Origin of the sequence: Tsuneonella sp. CC-YZS046 (assembly GCF_035581365.1) — a bacterium.
Lineage (GTDB): Bacteria > Pseudomonadota > Alphaproteobacteria > Sphingomonadales > Sphingomonadaceae > JAWKXU01.
This window is the reverse complement of record NZ_CP141590.1, coordinates 1351066-1373469: the sequence shown is the minus strand read 5'-3', so window position 1 is coordinate 1373469 and position 22404 is coordinate 1351066. Positions and strand designations below refer to the sequence as shown.

Here is a 22404-nt window from a genome sequence, read left to right as displayed (position 1 = left end):
TCTTCTTGCACCGAAGATGGTTAAGATTTCGTCCACCCTGTCAGGCGAGTTGGGGGAAGGCGCTTTCCTGCGAGGAGCCGGGTTTGGCCGCCGCAACGGTGATAATGGTAAGCCCCGCGCAAAAGCGCCCATTCTCGCGCCGCTCCAGAAGATCCGCAACCCAGCCTTCGATGCGGTCTGCCGGAGCAACGCCCTTGGCTGCGAGCGCCTGCGCCACCATTTCAAAGCGGACGACCTGATCCACGAAGGAGAAATCGTCGGTTATCATGCCGAGCGCCCAATGCTTCACCGCATCGAGCCGCAGGTCGCGCACCAGCACGCTCAAATCCCGGGGCAGGTTGGGATGAAGGCATGAATTCGCGATCGCGCCCGCGATCACGGCGCTGATCTGCGGGTCCCGGTTCGCGACCCAGAAGCCGAGCATGTCCGGCTCGCTCAGCGCGATCCGTCCGCCGGGCTTAAGCACGCGCAGCATTTCCGTGATCGCGGCCTGGGGATCGGGAACATGAATCAACACCCGGTCGGCGCGGATCGCATCGAGGCTGCCGGTTTCAAACGGGAGAGAGTCGGCCGGTGCGGTCACGAAGTCGAGATTTTCGATATTCGCGAAGCGCTTGCCGGCTTCCTCGATCATGGAACTGCTGATGTCGACGCCGGTCGCATGGCCTTCCGGCCCGACCAGGCCCGCCAAGGCGGCCGCGTCATCGCCCGCGCCGCAACCGATATCCGCCACCTTCGCCCCGGGCGAAAGCTGCAGGCTTTGAAAATTCTGGCGTTTGTAGGCTCCGAAGCCCTCGTCGCTCTGCATCCGGTCGAGCCGGCTGATGAAGTCTTTCGCGTCGGTGGCATCGACATTTGCGAAAGCGCCAAGCTCACGATTTATATCGCGGTTTTCGGTCACGACGAAGAAATCTCCCGATTCGATCTGGGGCAGAGTGTCCACAGTCGGCATGAACTGACAAGTCTCATCGCCGCGATATCCGGAAATAGGCTTGCGCGCGTGCCAAACTGGGATGTCGAGTGTCGAAGGTGAAGGAATTCATTCCCATTGCATCGTAAATTCGCCTCAATCCGTGATTATTCGGCTCTGGAGCATGTTTTTATCCTCTCCGATCAATAACTGATTGCCAGAGGACTCATAGAAGGCTTAAGCTGTCACCGCTCTGGCGAAGTGCTCATATACGCAGGGCTTTTAATACGAGGGTGGAATATGGATCGGGTCTCAGGGGGACTAGGCCACATCCAGGATAATTGTTCGGGCGATGAAAAGCCCGCTATTATTTTGCAGCCAGGAGAAGAAGCCCTGGTCAGGGAAAGCGAAGATCATCTCGCAATTCCCGAAGCTCTATTCCAATTGAATGAACTCGATGTCCTATATGATGCGGGCGCCAAGGCATTATGGACGTATATGCGCCCGCCGGGCCGTCCGAGTTTTACTTTGGGCATGTTGCGGGACTTTGAAGATTGGCAAAGGCTGATCGGCGAAAGTTTCGGACCCGGCAAGATTCCACTGGATTTTCTGGTTTTAGGCAGCAGGGCGCCCGGCGTCTTTTGTTTCGGCGGCGATCTCGAGCTTTTTCACAGCTTGATACAGGCCGGGGACAGGGATGGTCTGATCCGTTACGGCTATCGCTGCGTCGAAATTCTTGATCGCAACATCAGGGCGCTCGAATTGCCGATGCTGACCATCGGCCTGGTCGAAGGCGCGGCCCTGGGCGGCGGGTTCGAAGCGGTTCTTTCCTTCGATTTCATCGTGGCCGAACGGGGCGCTACCTTCGGTCTGCCGGAAATCATGTTCGGCCTGTTTCCCGGCATGGGGGCGCACGCCTTTCTCACGCGCAAGCTGGGATCGGCCATGGCGGAACGCATCATCCTCTCCAACGAGACCTACACCGCCGAGCAGATGTATGATCTCGGCATAGTCCATATCCTGGCCGAGCCGGGGGAAGGGCGCCTCGCCTGCCAGGAATTCATTGCCAAGTCGGCGCGGCGCCAGTTCGGCCTCGTGAAGGCGAAGCAGGCAAAGCGCATAAGCTCTCCCTTGTGTCTCGATGAGCTGAAGTCGATCGTCGATCTTTGGGCCGACGCGGCGCTGCACTTGCAGGACAAGGATCTGAAGATGATGACCCGCCTTGCCTCCGCGCAGGCGAAACTCGCGCGCGCGGCCTGACCCCGGCTCGGAGCGTTTTGGGCGAGGTTCAGGGTGAGTAAGGTGATCCTCGGTTCCCCTGGGTGCCGTTCAGCCTACCCTCTGTATATTGTTTTCACGCTTCGCCGTGGCCCTTGGCCATGTAGTCGGCGCTCTGCATTTCCTGCAGCCGGCTTACCGTTCGCTCGAACTCGAAACTGCTGTCGCCCGCCTGATACAGCTTTTCCGGCGTGGTCTGGGCGGTGATGAAGAGCTTCACCTTGTTCTCGTAAAGTGCGTCGATCAAGGTGACGAAACGCGCTGCCTCATTGCGGTCGTCCGGTCCCAGCTGAGGGACGCCGACGACGATGATCGTGTGATAAGCCTGTGCGATTGCAAGATAATCCGCGGCACCCAAGGGCTGCCTGCACAAGCGCTTGAAGCTGAACACGGCGACGCCCTTGAGGCTTTTGGGCACGAAAATCTTGCGCCCCGCAACCTGCAGCTCGGCGGAAGGAACATGGTGGGCATCTTCCGGCGGATAGTCGGTCAGGCGATAGAACGCCTCACGCACTTGCGCCGTTGCCTCCTCCCCCAGCGGCGTATGCCAGCTATCGATGCCGCGCAGGCGATCGAGCCGGTAATCGACTGGGCCATTGAGGGTGAAGATATCGAGTTCCTTCTCGATCAGCGCGATGAAGGGCAGAAAATGCTCTCGATTCAAGCCATCCTTGTAGAGTTGCGACGGTGCGCGATTGGATGTCGTGATAATGGTGATGCCTTCATCGACGATCAGCGCGCGGAACAGGCGGCTCATGATCATCGCGTCGGCGCTGTTGTTCACCACCATTTCGTCGAAGGCGAGGCACCGCAAGCCTTGGGCGATGGCGCTTGCCACTGGCGGGATCGGGTCGCCGCTTTCCTTCTTGCGTTCCTCGCGCAGCCGTGAATGCACTTCCAGCATGAATGCATGGAAGTGAATGCGGCGTTTCTCCTGTATCTTGAGGCTGTCGTGGAACAGGTCCATCAGCATCGACTTGCCGCGCCCTACATCTCCCCAGATATAGACGCCGCGCACGGGCTGGGCTTTCCTTGACCGAAAGCGGCTGAAAAGCCCGCGATCGCGGCTCGTTTCCAGATCGTGCTGAAGCTCGTTCAGCCGAAGCGCTGCCCGGGCCTGTTCGTCATCGGCGCGCAATTCGCCGGACGCGACCAGCGCTTCATAGCGGGAAAGGACACTTGTCATGGAAACTAAGCTGCCGGCCGTGAGGCGTATTGCAGCGCCATTGCCTCAAATATGCCGCTCGGCCTGCATCTTCTTGATCTCCCCGATGGCCTTCGCGGGGCTGAGACCCTTGGGGCAGACGTTGGCGCAGTTCATGATCGTGTGGCAACGATAGAGGCGGAACGGGTCCTCCAGCTCATCGAGCCTTTCGCCCGTCATTTCGTCGCGGCTGTCGGCCAGCCAGCGATAGGCCTGCAGCAGGATGGCGGGGCCGAGAAACTTGTCGGAATTCCACCAATAGCTGGGGCAGGAAGTGGAGCAGCAGGCACACAGGATGCACTCATACAATCCGTCCAGCTTTTCGCGCTGTTCCGGGCTTTGCAGCCGTTCCTTGCCGGAAGGGGTGGTGGAAACCGTCTGGAGCCAGGGGCGGATCGAAGCATATTGCGCATAGAAATGCGTGAAATCGGGCACGAGATCCTTGACTACTTCCATATGCGGAAGCGGCGTTATCCGGATATCCCCGGACAGATCCTCTATAGCGGTGGTGCAGGCGAGGCCGTTGCGCCCGTTCATGTTCATCGCACAGGAACCGCAGATGCCTTCCCGGCAGGAACGGCGGAAAGTCAGGGTCGGGTCCTGCTCGTTCTTCATCTTGATGAGCGCGTCGAGCACCATCGGGCCGCAATTGTCGAGATCGATCTCGAAAATGTCATAATGCGGGTTGCTGCCGCTGTCCGGATCGTAGCGGTATACCTTGAATTTCTTCACCCGAGCGGCGCCATCCGCGCGATGGACATTGCCCTTGCCAGATATCTTGCTGTTCTTGGGGAGGGTGAAGGTCGCCATTTGGTCAATCCTGTTGCGGTGCAATAAGCCTGTGCGGCGCTATCTAACGATTTCGGCGGCTGGAGCAAGCACAGGCATAAAATCAAGATCGGATGCGCGGCAAAATTCCGGATAATTGCCGATTGGCCGGATCGGACGGCAGGGTTAGTCTGCGGGCTGTAACGGAGGGGGCGTGAAGATGGGCATGAAGAACTGGTATGACGAGCATATCGTCCCGCGCCTTATCAAGGTGGCTTGCAGCCAGGATGCCATTGCGGACAGGCGGGCGCAGGTGGTGCCGCGCGCCAGCGGTCGGGTCTTCGAGATCGGCTGCGGCGGCGGCATCAACCAGCCGTTTTACGATCCGGGCAAGATCACCGGCTTCGCCGGCATCGACCCTTCGGGCAAGCTGCTGGATTACGCGCGGGAGGAAGCTGTGCGGAAGGGATGGAATGCGGACATCAGGCAGGGCGTCGGCGAGAATATCCCATTCGATGCCGAGGAATTCGACACGGTGGTCTGCACCTATACGCTCTGCTCGGTGCAGGATAGCGGGCGCGTGCTTTCCGAATTGCGCCGTATCCTGAAGCCGGGCGGCACCCTTCTGTTTCTCGAGCATGGACGCGCGCCAGACCCGAAGGTGCGGCGTTGGCAGACGAAAATCGAGCCGACCTGGAAGAGGCTGCTTGGCGGGTGCCACCTGACTCGGCCGATTTCGGACGCAATAAGCGCCCAGGGCTTCGCGGTGATGCCGATCGACCAGGGCTATATGCCGAGGATGCCCAAATTCGCCAGCTGGATGGAATGGGGAGAAGCGGTGAAAACGGGCTAGGGCCAGGCTCCTTCCGGCCCATCGCAATCATGGGCCGGAAGGAGGGAGCATCAGTTGCCGAAAGTCCGTTGCCACCAGCCACGGCGCGGCGATCCATCGGTTTCTGTATCGCTGATGTCGTTGGCCGCTTCCGATTGCGGCTCGGCGTCCTGAAGAAGCTCGGCGGGTTCGATCTCCTGCGCGGCAACCGCCGCAGTTGCTGCAGGCTCGATCGCTTCCGCGGATGCCAGCTCCGCCTTTTTGCGGCGCGTGCGCTTGGGCTTGACCGGCGCTTCCTCGGTTTCCGCCTCGGCTTCGGCCTGCACGGCTTCCGCCGGAAGTTCGGCGTCGGCGTCAGCTTTCTTGCGGCGCGTGCGCTTGGGCTTGGCCGGCGCATCTTCCGATACCGCAGGCAGGTCGGCCTCGACCGGAACAGGCGTTTCGACGGCTTCCGGGTCAACGGATTCCGGTGCCGCTTCAACATCGGCGGCCTCCGCCTTCCTGCTGCGGCGGCGAGTGCGTTTCTTCGGTTCTTCTTCCGTTACGGCTTCGGGTTCGGCCGAGAGTGCCGCAGCCGCAATTGCTTCATCCTCCAGAGGTCCAGCCTCTTCTCGAGGCGTTTCGTCAGCCTCTAGAGAGGTTTCTTGAAGTGTTTCGTCAACGGGGTTTTCGGCTGCTTCCGCATCGCCATCTTCACGTCTTCCCCGACGGCGGCGTCCGCCGCGGCGGCGGCGCTTGCGAGCCGGGCCTTCCTCTTCGGGGTCATCATGTTCATCCGAAGCGGCCTGATCCTCTGCCGTTTCGTCTCCCGAGACTTCGTCTTCGGCGCCTTCGCCCGCCGCATCCTGGCCGTCGGTTTCCTGATCGAAACGCTTCCTACCCCGTCCGCCGCGGCGACGGCGGCGGCGCTTCTTGCGCCGCTCGTCATCCTCGCTGTCTTCCACCTCGTCGTCCTGGTCGAAGAAGTCTTCCTCCTCGGCCTCCTCCTCGATTTCCTCGACAAGCGGAGCGAATTGCGGGGGAGTTTGCGGACGCGGACCGGAACTGGCCACGCGCATCTTGGCGCCTTCGTTCTCTCCCTCGGGAATGACCTCGACCACAACGCCGTAACGTTCCTCGATCTCGGCGAGATCGGTGCGTTTTGCGTTCAGAAGATAAATGGCTGCTTCGGTGCTGGCATAAAGGGAGATGACAGTGCCTTTGCCCTTGGCGGCTTCATCCTCGATCAGGCGCAACGCGGAAAGCCCGGCGCTCGATGCGGTGCGGACGAGGCCCGTGCCGTCGCAATGCGGGCAGGAGCGCGTGGTCGCCTCCAGGACCCCGGTGCGCAGCCGCTGGCGGCTCATTTCCATCAGGCCGAAGCCGGAAATACGGCCCACCTGAATCCGGGCGCGGTCATGCTTGAGCGCATCCTTCATCGCCTTTTCGACTTTTCGGATATTCGATCCGTATTCCATGTCGATGAAGTCGATGACGACCAGACCCGCCATATCGCGCAAACGCAATTGCCGGGCGATCTCTCGCGCCGCTTCCAGATTGGTGTTGAGCGCGGTCTGCTCGATGCCGTGCTCCTTGGTCGAGCGGCCGGAGTTGATGTCGATCGAGACAAGCGCTTCGGTCGGATTGATTACCAGATAACCGCCGGATTTGAGCTGGACGACGGGATCATACATCGCCGAAAGCTGGTCTTCCGCGCCATAGCGCTGGAACAGCGGGACCGGATCGGCATATTGTTTTACCCGCCGCGCGTGGCTGGGCATCAGCAGTTTCATGAATTCCTTGGCGGCGCGATAACCCTCCTCGCCTTCCACAACCACTTCCTCGATATCGCGGTTGTAGATGTCGCGGATCGCGCGCTTGATGAGATCGCTGTCCGAATGGATCATCGCCGGCGCGGTCGATTTCAAGGTCTTTTCACGGATTTCGTCCCACAGGCGCGCAAGATAATCGAAATCCCGCTTGATCTCGGTCTTGGTGCGCTGGAGCCCGGCGGTGCGGATGATGCAGCCCATGCTCTTGGGCAGGCTCAGCTCCGAAATGATCTGCTTCAGGCGCTTGCGGTCGCTCGCCGAGCTGATCTTGCGGCTGATGCCGCCGCCATGGCTGGAATTGGGCATCAGCACGCAATACCGGCCGGCGAGGCTGAGATATGTGGTCAGCGCGGCGCCCTTGTTGCCGCGTTCTTCCTTCACCACCTGGACCAGCAGGACCTGGCGGCGCTGGATGACGTCCTGAATCTTGTAGCGGCGGCGCAGCGCCATGCGCTTCGCGCGAAGCTCGTCGGCCTGCTTGGAGCGTGCCCGCCCGCCCTGGCGGCGGCGTCCGCGAGGGCGCGGGGCGTCCGCTTCCTCATCCTCGCCATCGCTGACCTGGCCATCCTCGATGGTCGCCACGTCGTCCTTTTCCGATGTATCGATTTCCTCGACTCCATCGTCCTGGTCGGCCAGATCGTGGGCCAGGCTTTCATCGTCGTCGTGGAAATCGTCTTCCCCGCCGTGATCCGCGCCATCTTCCTCGGCGGCGCGCAACGCCGCTTCTTCTTCGGCATGCGCAGCCTCTTCGGCCAGAAGCGCTTCGCGATCTTCCTTGGGGATCTGATAATAGTCGGGATGAATCTCGCTGAAGGCAAGGAAGCCATGGCGGTTGCCGCCAAAATCAACGAACGCCGCCTGAAGTGAGGGTTCGACCCTCGTTACCTTCGCTAGATAGATATTGCCTTTGATCTGTTTGCGATCAGCAGATTCAAAGTCGAATTCCTCAATACGATTTCCCTTGAGCACGGCCACGCGGGTTTCTTCCGGGTGGCGCGCATCGATGAGCATGCGCGTTGTCATTATAATATCTCCGGGCGCGGCCAGGCCCCGCGATTGCGGTGGGCGCGCGCATAAGCATGATTATTTGGTCGCCAGGGCAGCCGATGGCCCCGGCTCGGTGTGATGGAAGCAGGCCGGGCAGCAATGATGCTGCGCGGCGCAATGTGTCTGCCAAAGAGCGAATGCGCGGGGCTGCCTCGATCGGCGAGCTGCATCGCGCCGTCCACACCGGCAAAGCCGCCGCAAAGCCGAATGGCTGCGGCGACGGGTGTTGGAACGAATTTCTCATCTTGGGCGTCAACCTGTAACTTCGGGAGGAGTAGAAAACCCCCGTCATCGCGTGTGGAGCCCTTGGTCTCGAGAAATCATTAACCCGGCCAACGTCAACGTCGCCAGCCAGGAGTTATGGATTTTCGAGAAGGCTGGGCTGCCTTCCGCTATTCCGCTGCTAGCATTGGCCAAGCCTGCGGGCAACTATATTACGGCCCCGCTGCAATTTGTCTTGTTCCGCTGGGGCTACCGGGAATAACTCAAGGCCGATGCTGGGGAATCCGCGAACAATCTTGCTGCTTCTGGCGCCGGTCGCCATTCTGGCCGGCGCCGTCGGCTTGATTGTCGCCTCGCCCTGGCAGCATTTCGGAAGAAGCTATGTTGCGCGAATTGAACTCCCGGACGCGGGCCGAAAGATCGGGTTGCCCAAGGTCGAAGGCCCGCAGGATGCCAGCCGCCCGCTGATCGTCATCGATCCGGGGCATGGCGGGCACGATCCAGGCGCGAGCGGATCTGCGTTTCGTGAAAAGGATGTCGTGCTCGGTCTGGCAAAGGCCTTGCGGGACGAACTTGTCCAACAGGGCGGCGTCAGGGTTGCCCTGACTCGCGGCGACGATCGTTTCCTGGCTCTCGAAGAGCGCAGGCAGATCGCCAAGGTGCTCGGCGCCGATCTCTTTCTGTCCATCCATGCGGATTCCGCGGGCGAGGAAGCTGAGATAGGCGGAGCGAGCCTTTATACGCTTTCGGCCAAGGCATCCGATCAGGCCGCGGCGAGATTGGCCTCGCGTGAAAACCGGGCCGATCAGATCAATGGGATAAGCCTCGAAGGGCAGAGCGATGCGGTCAGCGCCATTCTGGTCGATCTCTCTCAGCGCCACACGAAGGAATTGTCGCTGCAGTTTGCGCGGCTTATCGCGCGCGAAGGGGAGGGGGTGCTGAAATTCCTGCGAACGCCGCATCGCTCCGCCGCTTTCGTGGTGCTCAAGTCTCCGGACGTGCCGTCCGTCCTGTTCGAGGTAGGCTATATCACCAACCCCGATGACGCCGCCCGGCTTGCATCCGATGAGGGGCGCCGGTCCTTTGCCAGAGCCATCGCGCGCGCCGTGCGCGTCTATTTCGCCCGGACAGCCGGATGACGAAGCGGGGCGTGAACTGCCGCGGGCATAATGCCAGTTGCATCTGGCGCAGAACCGGAAGCCCGTGCTAGGGCCTCGCCGATCATGGCCGAGCAGACCGAAACTTCCAATTTCCGCTACCGGATCCGGCGTGATACGCAGGGTGCGATCGCATGGTTCCGTGAAAACTGGCGCGGCAGCAGGCTATTTCGCTGGGTCCTGGCGGCGGGTGGCGGGCTCCTGCTGATCTGGCTGGTGCTGTGGCTTGCCCTGGTGCGCAATCTGCCTTCGGCGGAAAGCCTGCTGGACTATCAGCCACCCTTGCCGACGGTGGTGCGGGGAATTGACGGCGAAATCGTCGATTCCTACGCGCGGGAGCGCCGCGTGCAGCTCCAGTTCGTCGATTTTCCGCGCCCGCTCATCAATGCATTCCTCTCGGCCGAGGACAAGACTTTCTGGAGCCATGGCGGCGTGGACATAACCGGCCTTGCCGGCGCGGTGATCGACTATGCCAGCAAGATCGGTTCCGGCCAGCGCGCCAAGGGCGGCTCCACCATTACCCAGCAGGTGGCGAAGAACATCCTGGTGGGCGATGAATATTCCATCACCCGCAAGCTCAAGGAAATGATCCTTGCCCGCAGGATCGAGGATGTGCTGACGAAGCAGCAGATCCTCGAGTTGTATCTGAATGAAATCCCGCTGGGCCGGCAAAGTTTTGGCGTGCAGGCGGCTGCCCGCGCCTATTTCGACAAGGATGTCGGCGATCTCGACCTCAGCCAGGCGGCTTTTCTGGCGATCCTGCCGAAGGCGCCGGAACGGTATGGCCGCGCGAAATACGCCGACCTTGCGATTGCCCGCCGCAATTTCGTGCTGGACCAGATGGTCGACAACGGGTTTGTCAGCGCACAGGAAGCGGCGGCTGCGAAGGCCAAGCCGCTGGGCGTGATCCCGCGCCGCGCCGCGGGGGCGAAGGCCGATGCCGGCTATTTTCTCGAGGAAGTGCGCAGGCAGCTGATCGACAAATACGGCGAAACCGCGGAGGACAGCCCCTACAGCGTCTATGCGGGCGGCTTATGGGTCCGCACGTCCCTGGACGTGAAGCTCCAGAATGCGGCCCGCGACGCCTTGCGGGCCGGGTTGCTGCGGTATCAGGGGCAAAGGGGCTGGAGCGGGCCGATCGCGAAGATCGACCTTGCGGATGGCAATTGGCATAGCCAGCTCGTAAGTTCCTATCTCTCCATCAACTATCAGGACTGGCGCATCGGCGTGGTCACGCAAAGATCGGGCGGCACTGGCCGGATCGGTTTCGCCGACGGAACGCAAGCCGCGCTGACCGGGATGCCCGACGCCTTGCGGGCAGGCGATGTGATTGCCGCTTCGCCGGTCGGCAGTGCCTATCGCGTTCGCACGATTCCGGAAGTGTCGGGCGGCTTCGTGGCCGAAGATCCGCAGACCGGACGGGTGCTTGCGATACAGGGCGGTTTCGATTCCCGCCTCGGCTCTTTCAATCGCGCGACGCAGGCCAATCGCCAGCCCGGCTCCACGATCAAGCCCTTCGTCTATGCTACCGGCCTCGATAACGGCATGACCCCGGCGAGCATGGTCACCGACGGAACCTTCTGCGTGTATCAGGGGGCCGCGCTTGGCGAAAAATGCTTCCGCAATTTCAGCGGCGGCGGCAGCGGCGATCATCCCATGCGCTGGGGCCTGGAGCAGTCCCGCAACCTGATGACGGTGCATATCGCCAACGATGCGGGCATGGACAAGGTCACGCGCACTTTCGAGCGGATGGGTATCGGCAAGTATCAGCCCTATCTTTCCTTCGCGCTGGGGGCAGGGGACACCACCGTGCTCAAGATGGTCAATGCCTATTCCGCGCTTGCCAACAATGGCCGCCAGTTCGAACCGACGCTGATCGACTATGTCCAGGATCGCAACGGCAAGGTCATCTGGCGCGCGGACAACCGCAAGTGCCCCAAATGCACCATGACGGAATGGGACGGCAAGCCGATGCCGCGCCTTGCACCTCGCGGCAAGATCACGATGGACCCGCGGACCGCCTATCAAACCGTCCATATGCTCGAAGGCGTCGTTCAGCGCGGCACGGCGGTCGTGTTGCGCGATCTCAAGCTGCCGCTGTTCGGCAAGACCGGAACCACCACCGGCCCCACCAACGTGTGGTTCGTGGGCGGTTCGCCCAATATCGTCGCAGGCGTCTACATGGGCTTCGACAAGCCCCGCAACATGGGCGGCTACGCTCAGGGCGGAACTCTGGCCGCGCCCATCTTCAAGCAATTCGTCAAGGAGACCCGTGACAGGTGGAGCGATCGCCCGTTCATCGCTCCTCCGGGCGTGCGCATGGTGCGGGTGGACCGCCGCAGCGGCAAGCGCGTGTTTGGCGCATGGCCGGGGGACGATCCCAAGGCGGCGGTGATCTGGGAAGCGTTCAAGCCGGATACCGAGCCGGAGCGGAGCACGCGCCAGGATGAGCTGGATGCGATGCGGCAGGAAATTCTCGCATTGTTGCGCAAGCGTCAGGCTGGAACCGGCGCGAGTGACAACCAGTCTCGCGGCTCGAACGGGCAGCCGGAAGATTTCGTCAAGGAGCAGGGTGGCCTGTATTGATTTCCCCCGCTCCTGCTCTTCGGGAGAGTGAACCGATGACCCTGTTCGGACATGCAAGAATGATTGCGGGGCTGGCGCTGGTTTCCCTTCCGGCGGCCGCCTCGGCGGAACTGGCCGTGGGGGCGAAGGCCCCGGCCTTCTCGACCACCGGCGCGCATTCGGGCCAGGTCTTTGCCTTCAATCTCCGGCAGGCGCTGAAAGATGGGCCGGTCGTCCTCTATTTCTATCCGAAGGCGTTTACCCAGGGCTGCACCCTGGAAGCCAACGCCTTTGCTGAAGCGATGGCTGACTTCGACGCCGCCGGCGCGACAGTGATCGGGCTGTCGGCGGACGACCTGCCGACCCTCAAGCGCTTTTCGCTAGAGGAATGCCGCGGAAAATTTCCCGTCGCCACCGCCAGCAAGGCGGTGATCGAGGCGTATGATGTCAGGCTGCGGCGCGAAGGGCAGGACACCGGGCTGTCGAATTGCACGAGCTATGTGATCGGGACGGATGGCAGGGTGAAACTGGCCTATTCCGACCTGGATTGGCGGCAGCATGTGAAATTGACCCTCGCCAAGGTTCGAGAGCTGCAGCGCCGGAAATAGGCTTTAGCGGCTTTTCTTTACAATCAGCAGTCATCCGCTAAGCGGGCCGCAAGACTAGCGGAGATAGAATATCATGCGTGCCGAAGGGCAGGCCCATATCGACCGGATTGAAGCAGCGCTGGCCCTCGTGCGCCGTTCCCTTGACTGGGATCGCGCCTTGCGCCGCCTGGACGAACTGAATGCACGAGTTGAGGACCCGAAGCTTTGGGACGATCCCAAGGATGCTGAAGCCGTCATGCGCGAACGGCGCCGGCTGGAAGGCGCGGTGGGAACGGTCCAGGAAATTACCCGGGAAATGACCGACGCGACCGAGTTCATCGAGCTGGGCGAGGCCGAGGGCGATGAGGATATCGTAAACGAAGGTCTGCAAAGCCTGGCAAGGCTGGCGGAACGGGCCGATGCGGACAAGGTGCAGGCTCTGCTTTCGGGCGAGGCGGACGGGAACGACGCCTATCTGGAAGTCCATGCCGGCGCGGGCGGCACCGAAAGCCAGGATTGGGCCGAGATGCTGCAGCGCATGTATACGCGCTGGGCGGAACGGAAAGGCTACAAGGTCGAGCTGGTCGACTATCATGCCGGCGAGCAGGCGGGCATCAAGTCGGCGACCCTGCTCATCAAGGGCGAGAACGCCTATGGCTATGCGAAAACCGAAAGCGGTGTGCATCGGCTGGTCCGCATAAGCCCCTATGACAGCTCGGCGCGCAGGCATACGAGCTTTTCGTCGGTCTGGGTCTATCCGGTGATCGACGACGATATTGATATCGAGATCAAGGAATCCGACCTCAAGATAGATACTTACCGCGCCAGCGGGGCGGGCGGGCAGCATGTGAACACCACGGATTCGGCCGTGCGCATCACCCACGTGCCGACCGGCATCATCGTCGCCAGCCAGAACGATCGTTCGCAGCACAAGAACCGGGCGACCGCGATGAACATGCTCAAGGCCAGGCTATACGAAGCCGAGCTGGCCAAGCGTGAAGCGGAGGCAAGCGGGGAATATCAGGCCAAGACCGAAATCGGATGGGGCCATCAGATCCGTTCCTACGTGCTCCAGCCCTATCAGATGGTCAAGGATCTGCGAACGGGTGTCACTTCGACCGCACCCGGCGATGTCCTCGATGGCGCGCTGGACAGCTTCATGGCGGCCGCGCTGGCCCAGCGCGTGACCGGCGAGACGATAGAGGTCGAGGACGTCGAGTGACGTTGCGGGGCGCCTTGTTCCTGCTTCCGGCCGTCCTGCTGGCAGCGGCGGGGTGCGAACGCCAGCCGGACGATTCCGATCGTCCCGAGACGTCCCGCGAGTTTCCGCGCGCTCACCGGCCCGTCTCGGAAACCGGCCGCAGCAACGTCTCCAGCGAACGGATACGCGACGATCGCCGGGAAGCGACCACCGTCATGGATATCGCCCAGATAAAGCCGGGCATGACCGTTGCCGACATCGGCGCGGGCGAAGGATATTACACCATCAGGCTTGCATCGCGTGTGGGGCGCGGCGGGCGCGTGCTGGCGCAGGATATCAACCAGGAAACCGTAAGGAAGCTGGGGGATCGCGTCGAGCGCGAGCGTCTCGACAATGTCTCGATCAAGCTGGGCGAGCCGGACGATCCGAAGTTGCCCGCCAACAGCTTCGATCGCATCTTCCTGGTGCATATGTATCATGAGGTTTCGGAGCCTTACGCCTTCCTCTGGCGTTTGCGGCCTGCCTTGCGCAAGGGCGGAAAGGTGATCGTCGTCGATGTCGATCGACCGACCGACCAGCACGGGATCAGTCCGCGCCTGCTTTTTTGCGAGTTCGCACAAGTGGGCTTTCGTCTGGTGGAATTTGGCCGTAAGCCGGAATTGGCGGGCTATTATGCGCAGTTTGAAGCCAGCGGCGAGAGGCCGGCTCCGCGTGATATCGTGCCGTGCCGCCATTCCGAAGCAACGGAAGGGAGCGCGACCGCCGATAGCAGTGCGCTTGATAAGGGGCGATGATGAGTTTCAAGGGTTTGAAGCCGATCCTGTATGGCGGGCGTGAAGTCTGGCCGCTGGTCGAGGGCGGCAAGGGCGTTTCCGCCACCAACCACGCCAGTTCCGGCGCCTGGGCCGCCGCGGGCGGCATCGGCACGGTCAGCGCGGTGAACGCCGACAGCTACGATGCGGAAGGCAAGATCGTTCCGCAGATCTATCACGCCATGACCCGCAAGGAACGGCACGAGGAACTGATCCGCTACGCCATCGACGGCGGGGTGGAGCAGGTTCGCCGCGCGCATGAAATTTCCGGTGGTCAGGGCGCGATCAATATCAATGTCCTGTGGGAAATGGGCGGGGCCCAGGCCGTGCTGGAAGGCGTGCTGGAGAAGACCAGGGGCCTCGTCGCCGGCGTCACCTGCGGCGCGGGCATGCCCTACAAGCTTTCGGAGATCGCGGCACGCTACAATGTGAACTACCTGCCGATCATCAGTTCGGCCCGGGCGTTCCGCGCGCTCTGGAAGCGCGCCTATCACAAGGTTTCCGAATTGATGGCGGCCGTGGTGTATGAAGATCCATGGCTCGCGGGCGGGCATAACGGCCTTTCCAACGCGGAAGATCCCTTGAAGCCGGAAGATCCCTATCCACGGGTCAAGGCGCTGCGCGACACGATGCGGGCCGAAGGCGTATCCGACAACGTGCCGATCGTCATGGCCGGCGGGGTGTGGTTCCTCCGGGAGTGGGACAACTGGATCGACAATCCGGAGCTGGGCCAGATCGCGTTCCAGTTCGGCACCCGTCCCTTGCTGACGCATGAAAGCCCGATACCGCAAGGCTGGAAGGATGCATTGCGCACGCTTGAGCCGGGCGATGTGCTCTTGCATCGTTTTTCGCCCACCGGGTTTTATTCCTCCGCGGTTCGCAATCCTTTCCTTCGCAATCTCGAGGATCGGTCCGAGCGCCAGATCCCCTATTCCAGGGTCGAGGCGGGGGTGCATACGGTGCAGCTCGATGTCGGGGTCAAGGGCAAGAATTTCTGGGTCGCGCCCAAGGATCTGGAGCGCGCGCGGGGCTGGGCGGCCAGCGGCTATACCGAAGCTTTGCGGACGCCCGACGACACCGTGGTGTTCGTGACGCCCGAGGAGCGCATGATCATCCGGGAAGATCAGGCCGCCTGCATGGGCTGCCTTTCCCATTGCGGCTTTTCCTCCTGGAAGGACCATGACGATTACAGCACGGGGCGGCTTGCCGATCCGCGCAGCTTCTGCATCCAGAAGACTCTTCAGGACATCGCGCATGGAGGCGATGTAGAGCAGAACCTGATGTTTGCGGGCCATGCGGCCTACCGCTTCAAGCAGGACCCGTTCTATTCCAACAACTTCACCCCGACCGTGAAGCAGCTCGTCGACCGGATTCTTACCGGAGATTGATCCTGGCCGGAGATTGATCTTGGTTGAGCCTTCCCCTTCGCTTCAGAAGGGGAAGAAGATCTGGATCATGGCGATCGCGACGACGAAGGTGATGACGTTGAGCGGCAGCCCGATGCGCACGAAATCCATATAGCGATAGCCCGCCATCTGGTAGACGATGACATTGGTCTGATAGCCGAATGGCGTGGCGAACGCCGCGCTGGCGGCCATCATCACCGCAACCAGGAAAGGCCGGGGGCTGACAGCGAGGCTTTCGGCCAGCGCCACGGCGATCGGCGTCACCAGCACGGCGACGGTTGCGTTGGAAAGCAATTCGGTCAGCGCCATCGTGACCAGATAGAGCACGATCAGCGCGATCAGGGGCGACAATCCGTGGACCGTGTCGATGAGCAGGCGCGAAGATTGCTCGGCAAGGCCGCTCTGCTCCATTGCTATGCCGATCACCACCATCCCGGCGATAAGCATCAGTATTTCCGGCTTCAAGCCCTTGTAGGCTTCATCGGCGCTGATGACTTTCAGCAGTATCAGCACCACCGCCCCGGCAAAGGCAGTGGCCGCGATCGGAGCGACATTGAAAGCGGCAAGGGCAATGGCGCTTACGAATATCAGGAGCGCCGCAATCGCCTTCCCGGGCTGGAGCGGGCGCTTTTTCGCGAACACGCTGACATCGCCGACCTGTGCGCTGGCAAGATGGGATGGTTCGATCGGGCCGGGGTCGCCCTCGCGTTCGTCATCCACATGACGTCCGAGCAAGCGGCCGCTGACGAGGAACAGGTAGACGGCGCCGGCAAGGGCCATCGGAACGCCGACCGGCGTGATCTCGAATATGCCGAAGCGCGGTTGCCCGGATACGCGCGCCATATCGTCCACCAGCAGATTGGTGGAGGTGCCGACCAATGTGCAGCAGCCGGTCAATACGGTGATATAGGAAAGCGGAATGAGATAGCGTTTGGGCGACTGCCCCAGGGCCGCGGCCACATCCCGCACCACCGGCGCGCCGAGCACGACGATCGGCGTGCTGTTCAGGAAGCAGGAGACGCCGCCGATCATGGACAGCAGCAGCCAGATGCCTTTTTCGCCCATGCGCTTGCACAGATCGACGCCCAGCGCGATGCCCCTGTCCAGCAATCCGGACAACTCGAGCGCGTAGGCGATCACGAACAGCGAGGCCAGGGCGATGATGGCGGGGCTGGCGAAGGCGCCCTGCAGATCGGCGGGCCGGACCACGCCTGTCATCAGAAGGGCGGCCGCGCCGGACAGGGCCACGACATCCGCCCTCAGCCGGTCCCAGATCAGCACCCCAACTACTGCCGCGAGGACCAGCAATGTCAAAACTTGGTCGATGGTCATCGGCTATCTGCCTCGAATGCCTGCGGCTTTCTGTCAATGCCTGAGTGCATGGGACGGCATTATGGTCTGGAGAAAAAGGATGGATTTGCTATCAATCGCTTATGCGTGAGCCGAGCCTCAGAACCAGCCGTCTCGCGATCGCGGGCGGTTTGGCGGCGGCGATCGCGACCTGTGCCGTGGGGTTCGCGATCGGCCGGATGACCTCCCCGCGCGTGCCGGACCCGCCGCCGCCGGAAGTCATTCCCAGCGCCACGCCGTCCGTTCCGATCGTATCGGTCAGCACGGAAGATATTCGCCCCCTCGGGCGGGCCAGTCTCATCGCGCTTGCCGGCCATGCCGCGGATGCGGTGAGCGCCGGGGCGGTGCCGCCGCCCGAAGTCGAAAAGGGGGCGGGGCGGCGGTTCGATCTCGTCATTCCCTTCGGCTGCTCCGGCCCCGCCGCGCCGGACAGCAGCGAGCCGTTGCGCTGGAGCTATGATCCGCAAAAGCAGACACTGCGCATCTCCGTGTCGATGACGGTCTGGAACATGGAAGACTGGCTTTTGCCCGCGGCGGCGGAATCCGCCAATTCCGTCGAAGGATTCTGGATAAGCTACCCGTGGTCATCGTCCCCTCAATGCCCGATCCAGGCCAAGGCGGATGCATCGGAAATCCCTGGCCCTGCGCCCGTTTCCGCCCGGACGCTGGCGATAGGGCAGTTTCGTTCGGGGGAAACGACGCGGCAGAGCGGGAAGACGCGATCGTTCGAGACTGTCCAGCGGATCACGGTGGAACGCTTCGAGGCGATGAAGGGCTTTGTCGTCCGCATTACCGGCAGACTTGGGAACGTGGCGAGCGGTGCGCCAGTTCATTGTATTCAGCCTGACGGCATCGAGCGGCGGCCGCGTTGCATTATCGCCGCATCCTTCGACGAAATGCGAATCGAGACGGTGGATCAGGGGGATGCGCTCGCGACCTGGACCCTCGCGCGTGCGCGCGAAGACAGCTAAACCGCCTCAACGCTCAATCGAATTCCCAGGCTCTTTCGCCATGGCTGGCGATGTCCAGGCCTTCGCGTTCCTCATCCTCGCTTACCCGCATCGGCAAGAACAGCGATACGCCCAGGCTGAGAATGGCGGTGGCGACCGCCGACCAGAGCACGACCACGGCAATACCGACCAGTTGGCCGAACAACTGGCTGCCCATAGCCATTCCTTCACCATATCCGATCCCGCCAAGCGCCGGGGAAAGGAAGACCGCCAGCAGGATGGAGCCTGTGATGCCGCCAATTCCATGCACCGCGAACACATCGAGGGAATTGTCGATATGCCAGCGCTGCTTCACAAGCTGGATCGCGCCGTAACAGAGAAGCGCCGCCACAGCGCCGAAGATGATCGCCGCGCCGGGCGATATGAAGCCGGCGGCGGGGGTGATGGTCGCGAGGCCGGCGATCGCGCCGGTCGCGAAGCCGATGCTGGTCGGCTTGCCGACCGTGAACTTCTCCACCAGCAGCCAGGCCAGCGCCGCCGCGCTCGCCGCGGCCTGCGTGTTGAGGATCGCCATCGCCGCATCGTCGGACGCGGCCAGGGCGGAACCGCCGTTGAAGCCGAACCAGCCGACCCACAGAAGCATCGCGCCGATCATGGTGAGGGCCGGGGCGTGCGGCAGCATGAGTGTCCTGGGAAAGCCATCGCGCTTGCCGAGGAGCAAGGCGACGACGAGGGCGGAGATGCCGGCGGTCGTATGCACGACCAGGCCGCCTGCGAAATCGAGCACGCCCAGCGAGGAGGCCAGCCATCCGCCGCCCCAGATCCAGTGGGCCACGGGGGCATAGACGATGAGGCTCCACAAGGCGCAGAAACCGACCACCCATCCGAACCGCGCGCGGTCCACCCAGGCGCCGATCATCAGGGCCGGGGTGATCGCCGCGAAGGTAAGCTGGAACAGGGCGAAGGTGCTTTCCGGAATGGCCAGGCCCGCGCGGACATTGCCCAGATCGATCAGCATCCAGGCATTGCCGGCGCCCAGCCATCCGTTGGTCACCGCCCCGAAGGCCAGAGTGTAGCCCACGATGATCCACAGCAGGGAAGCAATCCCAGCGACCGCGCCGACCTGAAGCAGCACGGACAGGAAGTTCTTCGCCCGGACCAGCCCGCCATAGAAAAGCCCGAGGCCGGGCAGGGTCATCAGCAGGACGAGCGCGGAGCAGACCAGCACGAGCGCGGTATCGCCGCTGTCGCCCGCCGCCGCATAGGGATTCTGCGCCCATGCGGTGCCGGGGATTGAGACGGCGAGAATGGACGCCGCCGCGGCGATCTTGCTTTTCATGTCAGACACCCCCCGATCCACGGTGGCCGCGGACCTTTCCTCAGCCTGTTCTCTAGAAAAAGACCGAGGCGCAGGCAACTGCCTGCGGTTCAGACCAGGCCGGTCAGGACCTGATCGGGGGGGCGATGGCCGTCCGTCCACACCTGGATATTGGCGACCACCTTCATTCCGGCGGCGGCGCGGCCTTCCAGGGTCGCGCTGGCGAGGTGGGGCAGGGCGACCACATTCGGCAGGGAGAGCAGGCGAGGGTCGACGCGGGGTTCCTGGCGAAACACGTCCAGCCCCGCGCCTCCGATCCGGCCCGCTTCCAGGGCCGCGATCAGGGCATCCTCGTCGATCAGCTCGCCCCGCGCCGTGTTGATTACATAGGCATCGGGCTTCATGCTCGCGATTCGCCTTGCATCGAGCAGATTGCGGGTTTCGTCGGTGCTGGGGCAGTTGAGCGTGAGGATGTCCGCTTCGGCGATCAGCCTGTCGAGATCCGCTTCGTAGCGGGCTCCGAAGATATTCTCGACCGCATCGGGCAATTTGTGCCGATTATGGTAGACGATTTCCATGCCGAAAGCGCGGGCGCGGTGGGCCACGGCCTGGCCGATGCGGCCCATGCCCACGATTCCTAGGCGCTTTCCGCCGACACGGTGGCCGAGCATCACCGAAGGGCCCCAGCCTTCCCATTCCCCGGCGGCGAGGACGCGGATGCCCTCTCCGATCCGGCGCGGCGCCACCAGGATCAGCGCCATGGTGATATCGGCGGTGTCCTCGGTGAAGACGCCCGGCGTATTGGTGACGATGATCCTGCGCCTGTGCGCCGCGTCCAGATCGATATGGTCCACACCCGCGCCGAAGCTGGCGATCAGGCCAAGCCGGTCGCCTGCCTCCCCGATCATGGCGGAATCGATCCGGTCGGTCACGCAGGGCACCAGCACGTCGCTTTCCCGCATGGCCCTGACCAGATCGTCGCGGGTCATCGGCTTGTCCGAGCGGTTCAGCCCGGTATCGAACAATTCGCTCATCCGGCTTTCCACTTCCGGCATGAGCCGGCGGGTCACGGTGACACGGGGGCGTCCTTCGACGCGGCGCTGGGGCGTGGATCGAATATCCTGAGGCATCGCCGATGGGCTTATGATTCCCGCGCCCCGCAGGTCAAGCGTAACCTTGGGATGCGTTCGCTGCTTGAAGTGCAGGCCCCCGCGCGGCTAATTGAGGCGATGCGTTTCATTCGTTTCGTTCTTCCGCTCTGCGTCCTCACGATGTTGGGGGCGCCGGCCTCGGCCCAGGATCGGGAAGTGCCTTATTGGGCTTCCATCCGGGCCGATGAAATCAACATGCGGGTCGGGCCGAGCGAGAGCTATCCGATCGCATGGGTCTATCACCGGCCGGGCCTGCCCCTGAAAGTGCTGCGCATCAAGGAAGGCTGGCGTCTGGTGGAAGATCCGGATGGGGCAAGCGGATGGATGGTCGCCCGCTTTCTCAGCGCCGACCGGACGGCGATCGTCATCGGCAAAGGTGTTGCCGACATGCGCAATGAACCGGGTGACGGCGCGAAGCTCCTGTGGCGGGTCGAACCGGGCGTGGTCGGGCGGCTGGTTTCCTGCAACGATGGCTGGTGCCGTTTCGATGCCGCCGGCCGGGCCGGATGGATGCGGCAGGCCAGGCTGTGGGGCGCGGGCGAGCCTTGATCCGCCCGGGCCGGCCATAATAAAAGGGCGGCCCCAGCGGACCGCCCTGCATTTCATGGATATGTAGCGATCCGGGCGGTCAGGCCAGCTCGACCGCGAGCGCCGTGGCTTCGCCGCCGCCGATGCAAAGGGTGGCGACGCCGCGCTTCTTGCCCCGCTTCTTGAGGGCATTGATGAGCGTGACGAGAATGCGGGTGCCGCTTGCGCCGATGGGATGGCCCAGCGCGGTCGCGCCGCCGTTCACATTGATCTTCTCATGCGGGATGCCGATGTCCTTCATCGCGAACATGGCGACGCAGGCGAAGGCTTCGTTCACTTCGAACAGATCGACATCGTCCACCGACCAGCCCGCGCCGGCGAGCACCTTGTTGATTGCCCCGATCGGCGCGATGGTGAAGTGCCTGGGTTCCTGCGCATGGGCGGCCAGCGCGACGATGCGGGCCTCGGGGGCAAGCCCCTTCGCCTTGGCGATGCTTTCCCGGGTGATGACGACCGCCGCCGCGCCGTCCGAGATGGAGGAAGAGGAAGCGGCGGTGATGGTGCCGTCCTTGGCGAAGGCCGGTTTCAGGGTGGGAATCTTGTCCGGGCGGCCCTTGCCGGGCTGCTCGTCGGTGTCCACCACCACTTCGCCCTTGCGGCTGACGATGGTCACGGGAACGATCTCGTCCACAAATCCGCCATCCGCGATCGCCGCATTGGCGCGGCGAAGGGATTCGATCGAATAATCGTCCTGCGCCTCGCGGGTGAGCTGGTATTCGTCGGCGGTATCCTGCGCGAAGGTGCCCATCGCGCGGCCGGCTTCATAAGCGTCTTCCAGGCCGTCCAGGAACATGTGGTCATAGGCGGTGTCGTGGCCGAGCCTGGCGCCCGAGCGGTGCTTCTTGAGCAGATAGGGGGCATTGGTCATGCTTTCCATGCCGCCCGCCACCACGACATTCACGCTGCCGGCCGCGAGCGCTTCCGCGCCCATGATGACGGTCTGCATGCCTGATCCGCAGACCTTGTTCACGGTCGTGGCTTCGACGGATGCCGGAAGGCCGGCCTTGATCGCGGCTTGCCGGGCCGGAGCCTGGCCCAGGCCCGCAGGCAGGACGCAGCCCATATAGACCCGGTCGATGTCCTCGCCGGCCACGCCGGCGCGCTCGACCGCGGCCTTGACGGCCGTCGCGCCGAGGTCGGTGGCCGCGGCATCGGCAAGAGCCCCCTGCATGCCGCCCATGGGCGTGCGCGCATAGGAAAGGATCACAATGGGATCGTTGTCGGAGAACTGGGGCATGTCGAGACTT

General features: G+C 62.8%; 18 protein-coding genes. 10 read left to right on the top strand and 8 right to left on the bottom strand.

The window, feature by feature from the left end; genetic code table 11:
* Positions 1–40 precede the first annotated feature (40 nt).
* Entirely contained in the window at positions 41–952 is a 912-nt protein-coding gene (locus U8326_RS06775) for a methyltransferase domain-containing protein (protein WP_324743144.1), read from the bottom strand.
* Between the two features lie 330 nt (positions 953–1282).
* Between U8326_RS06775 and U8326_RS06770 the strand changes: the two genes are divergently transcribed.
* A complete protein-coding gene (locus tag U8326_RS06770) occupies positions 1283–2170 on the top strand; it encodes a crotonase/enoyl-CoA hydratase family protein (protein WP_324743143.1) in 888 nt (295 codons plus the stop codon).
* 94 nt (positions 2171–2264) lie between these two features.
* On the opposite strand, the gene zapE is transcribed toward U8326_RS06770, so the two are convergent.
* Both zapE and U8326_RS06760 read right to left on the bottom strand, forming a co-directional pair.
* Positions 2265–3374, bottom strand: a complete 1110-nt coding sequence (gene zapE / locus U8326_RS06765; protein WP_324743142.1) for a cell division protein ZapE — start codon at positions 3372–3374, stop codon at positions 2265–2267.
* A gap of 45 nt (positions 3375–3419) precedes the next feature.
* Positions 3420–4202 carry a succinate dehydrogenase iron-sulfur subunit gene (locus U8326_RS06760; RefSeq protein ID WP_324743141.1) on the bottom strand — a complete coding sequence of 261 codons (783 nt, stop codon included), beginning with the start codon at positions 4200–4202 and terminating at the stop codon, positions 3420–3422.
* 178 nt (positions 4203–4380) lie between these two features.
* Between U8326_RS06760 and U8326_RS06755 the strand changes: the two genes are divergently transcribed.
* Positions 4381–5013 (top strand): class I SAM-dependent methyltransferase, encoded by a 633-nt coding sequence (locus U8326_RS06755; RefSeq protein ID WP_324743543.1) that lies wholly within the window; start codon positions 4381–4383, stop codon positions 5011–5013.
* Positions 5014–5063: 50 nt separating this feature from the next.
* Here the strand turns inward: U8326_RS06755 and U8326_RS06750 are convergent, their stop codons facing one another.
* Positions 5064–7826 carry a ribonuclease E/G gene (locus U8326_RS06750; RefSeq protein ID WP_324743139.1) on the bottom strand — a complete coding sequence of 921 codons (2763 nt, stop codon included), beginning with the start codon at positions 7824–7826 and terminating at the stop codon, positions 5064–5066.
* A 542-nt stretch (positions 7827–8368) separates the two neighbouring features.
* Here U8326_RS06750 and U8326_RS06745 point away from each other — a divergent pair.
* The 6 genes from U8326_RS06745 (at position 8369) to U8326_RS06720 (ending at position 15782) form a co-directional block, all read left to right on the top strand.
* Positions 8369–9211, top strand: coding sequence for an N-acetylmuramoyl-L-alanine amidase (locus tag U8326_RS06745; protein WP_324743138.1), 843 nt, complete (start codon positions 8369–8371; stop codon positions 9209–9211).
* Positions 9212–9295: 84 nt separating this feature from the next.
* The gene (locus U8326_RS06740; RefSeq protein ID WP_324743137.1) at positions 9296–11815 is read left to right on the top strand and encodes a penicillin-binding protein 1A; all 2520 of its coding nucleotides are present in this window, start codon (positions 9296–9298) and stop codon (positions 11813–11815) included.
* 35 nt (positions 11816–11850) lie between these two features.
* Positions 11851–12402 carry a peroxiredoxin gene (locus U8326_RS06735; protein ID WP_324743136.1) on the top strand — a complete coding sequence of 184 codons (552 nt, stop codon included), beginning with the start codon at positions 11851–11853 and terminating at the stop codon, positions 12400–12402.
* A 73-nt stretch (positions 12403–12475) separates the two neighbouring features.
* Complete coding sequence (gene prfB, locus U8326_RS06730; RefSeq protein WP_324743134.1) at positions 12476–13603, top strand: peptide chain release factor 2; 1128 nt, start codon at positions 12476–12478, stop codon at positions 13601–13603.
* Positions 13600–14376 carry a class I SAM-dependent methyltransferase gene (locus U8326_RS06725; RefSeq protein WP_324743132.1) on the top strand — a complete coding sequence of 259 codons (777 nt, stop codon included), beginning with the start codon at positions 13600–13602 and terminating at the stop codon, positions 14374–14376. Before prfB ends, U8326_RS06725 begins: the two co-directional genes overlap by 4 nt.
* Positions 14376–15782, top strand: coding sequence for an NAD(P)H-dependent flavin oxidoreductase (locus U8326_RS06720; protein WP_324743542.1), 1407 nt, complete (start codon positions 14376–14378; stop codon positions 15780–15782). Before U8326_RS06725 ends, U8326_RS06720 begins: the two co-directional genes overlap by 1 nt.
* A 42-nt stretch (positions 15783–15824) precedes the next feature.
* Here U8326_RS06720 and U8326_RS06715 read toward each other — a convergent pair whose 3' ends face one another.
* Entirely contained in the window at positions 15825–17132 is a 1308-nt protein-coding gene (locus U8326_RS06715; RefSeq protein ID WP_324743131.1) for an SLC13 family permease, read from the bottom strand.
* Between the two features lie 101 nt (positions 17133–17233).
* Here U8326_RS06715 and U8326_RS06710 point away from each other — a divergent pair, with 101 nt between their 5' ends.
* Entirely contained in the window at positions 17234–18121 is an 888-nt protein-coding gene (locus U8326_RS06710) for a hypothetical protein (protein ID WP_324743130.1), read from the top strand.
* Positions 18122–18134: 13 nt separating this feature from the next.
* On the opposite strand, the gene U8326_RS06705 is transcribed toward U8326_RS06710, so the two are convergent.
* Together U8326_RS06705 and U8326_RS06700 are read right to left on the bottom strand one after the other, a co-directional pair.
* Positions 18135–19439: an ammonium transporter gene (locus U8326_RS06705; RefSeq protein ID WP_324743129.1), complete on the bottom strand. Its 1305-nt coding sequence runs from the start codon at positions 19437–19439 to the stop codon at positions 18135–18137.
* An 89-nt stretch (positions 19440–19528) separates the two neighbouring features.
* Entirely contained in the window at positions 19529–20548 is a 1020-nt protein-coding gene (locus tag U8326_RS06700; protein WP_324743128.1) for a D-glycerate dehydrogenase, read from the bottom strand.
* Between the two features lie 99 nt (positions 20549–20647).
* Between U8326_RS06700 and U8326_RS06695 the strand changes: the two genes are divergently transcribed.
* The gene (locus U8326_RS06695) at positions 20648–21118 is read left to right on the top strand and encodes an SH3 domain-containing protein (protein ID WP_324743126.1); all 471 of its coding nucleotides are present in this window, start codon (positions 20648–20650) and stop codon (positions 21116–21118) included.
* Positions 21119–21197: 79 nt separating this feature from the next.
* On the opposite strand, the gene U8326_RS06690 is transcribed toward U8326_RS06695, so the two are convergent.
* On the bottom strand, positions 21198–22394 hold the full coding sequence (locus tag U8326_RS06690; RefSeq protein WP_324743125.1) for an acetyl-CoA C-acyltransferase: 1197 nt from the start codon (positions 22392–22394) through the stop codon (positions 21198–21200).
* Positions 22395–22404 lie beyond the last annotated feature (10 nt).

Bases quoted from the DNA above. Each gene is read 5' to 3' on its own strand.
- U8326_RS06760 (WP_324743141.1), bottom strand. From the start codon at position 4,202: ATGGCGACCTTCACCCTCCCCAAGAACAGCAAGATATCTGGCAAGGGC.
- U8326_RS06695 (WP_324743126.1), top strand. From the start codon at position 20,648: ATGCGTTTCATTCGTTTCGTTCTTCCGCTCTGCGTCCTCACGATGTTG.
- prfB (WP_324743134.1), top strand. From the start codon at position 12,476: ATGCGTGCCGAAGGGCAGGCCCATATCGACCGGATTGAAGCAGCGCTG.
- U8326_RS06775 (WP_324743144.1), bottom strand. From the start codon at position 952: ATGCCGACTGTGGACACTCTGCCCCAGATCGAATCGGGAGATTTCTTC.
- U8326_RS06755 (WP_324743543.1), top strand. From the start codon at position 4,381: ATGGGCATGAAGAACTGGTATGACGAGCATATCGTCCCGCGCCTTATC.
- U8326_RS06740 (WP_324743137.1), top strand. From the start codon at position 9,296: ATGGCCGAGCAGACCGAAACTTCCAATTTCCGCTACCGGATCCGGCGT.
- zapE (WP_324743142.1), bottom strand. From the start codon at position 3,374: ATGACAAGTGTCCTTTCCCGCTATGAAGCGCTGGTCGCGTCCGGCGAA.
- U8326_RS06705 (WP_324743129.1), bottom strand. From the start codon at position 19,439: ATGAAAAGCAAGATCGCCGCGGCGGCGTCCATTCTCGCCGTCTCAATC.
- U8326_RS06700 (WP_324743128.1), bottom strand. From the start codon at position 20,548: ATGCCTCAGGATATTCGATCCACGCCCCAGCGCCGCGTCGAAGGACGC.
- U8326_RS06750 (WP_324743139.1), bottom strand. From the start codon at position 7,826: ATGACAACGCGCATGCTCATCGATGCGCGCCACCCGGAAGAAACCCGC.
- U8326_RS06715 (WP_324743131.1), bottom strand. From the start codon at position 17,132: ATGACCATCGACCAAGTTTTGACATTGCTGGTCCTCGCGGCAGTAGTT.
- U8326_RS06735 (WP_324743136.1), top strand. From the start codon at position 11,851: ATGACCCTGTTCGGACATGCAAGAATGATTGCGGGGCTGGCGCTGGTT.
- U8326_RS06690 (WP_324743125.1), bottom strand. From the start codon at position 22,394: ATGCCCCAGTTCTCCGACAACGATCCCATTGTGATCCTTTCCTATGCG.
- U8326_RS06710 (WP_324743130.1), top strand. From the start codon at position 17,234: ATGCGTGAGCCGAGCCTCAGAACCAGCCGTCTCGCGATCGCGGGCGGT.
- U8326_RS06720 (WP_324743542.1), top strand. From the start codon at position 14,376: ATGAGTTTCAAGGGTTTGAAGCCGATCCTGTATGGCGGGCGTGAAGTC.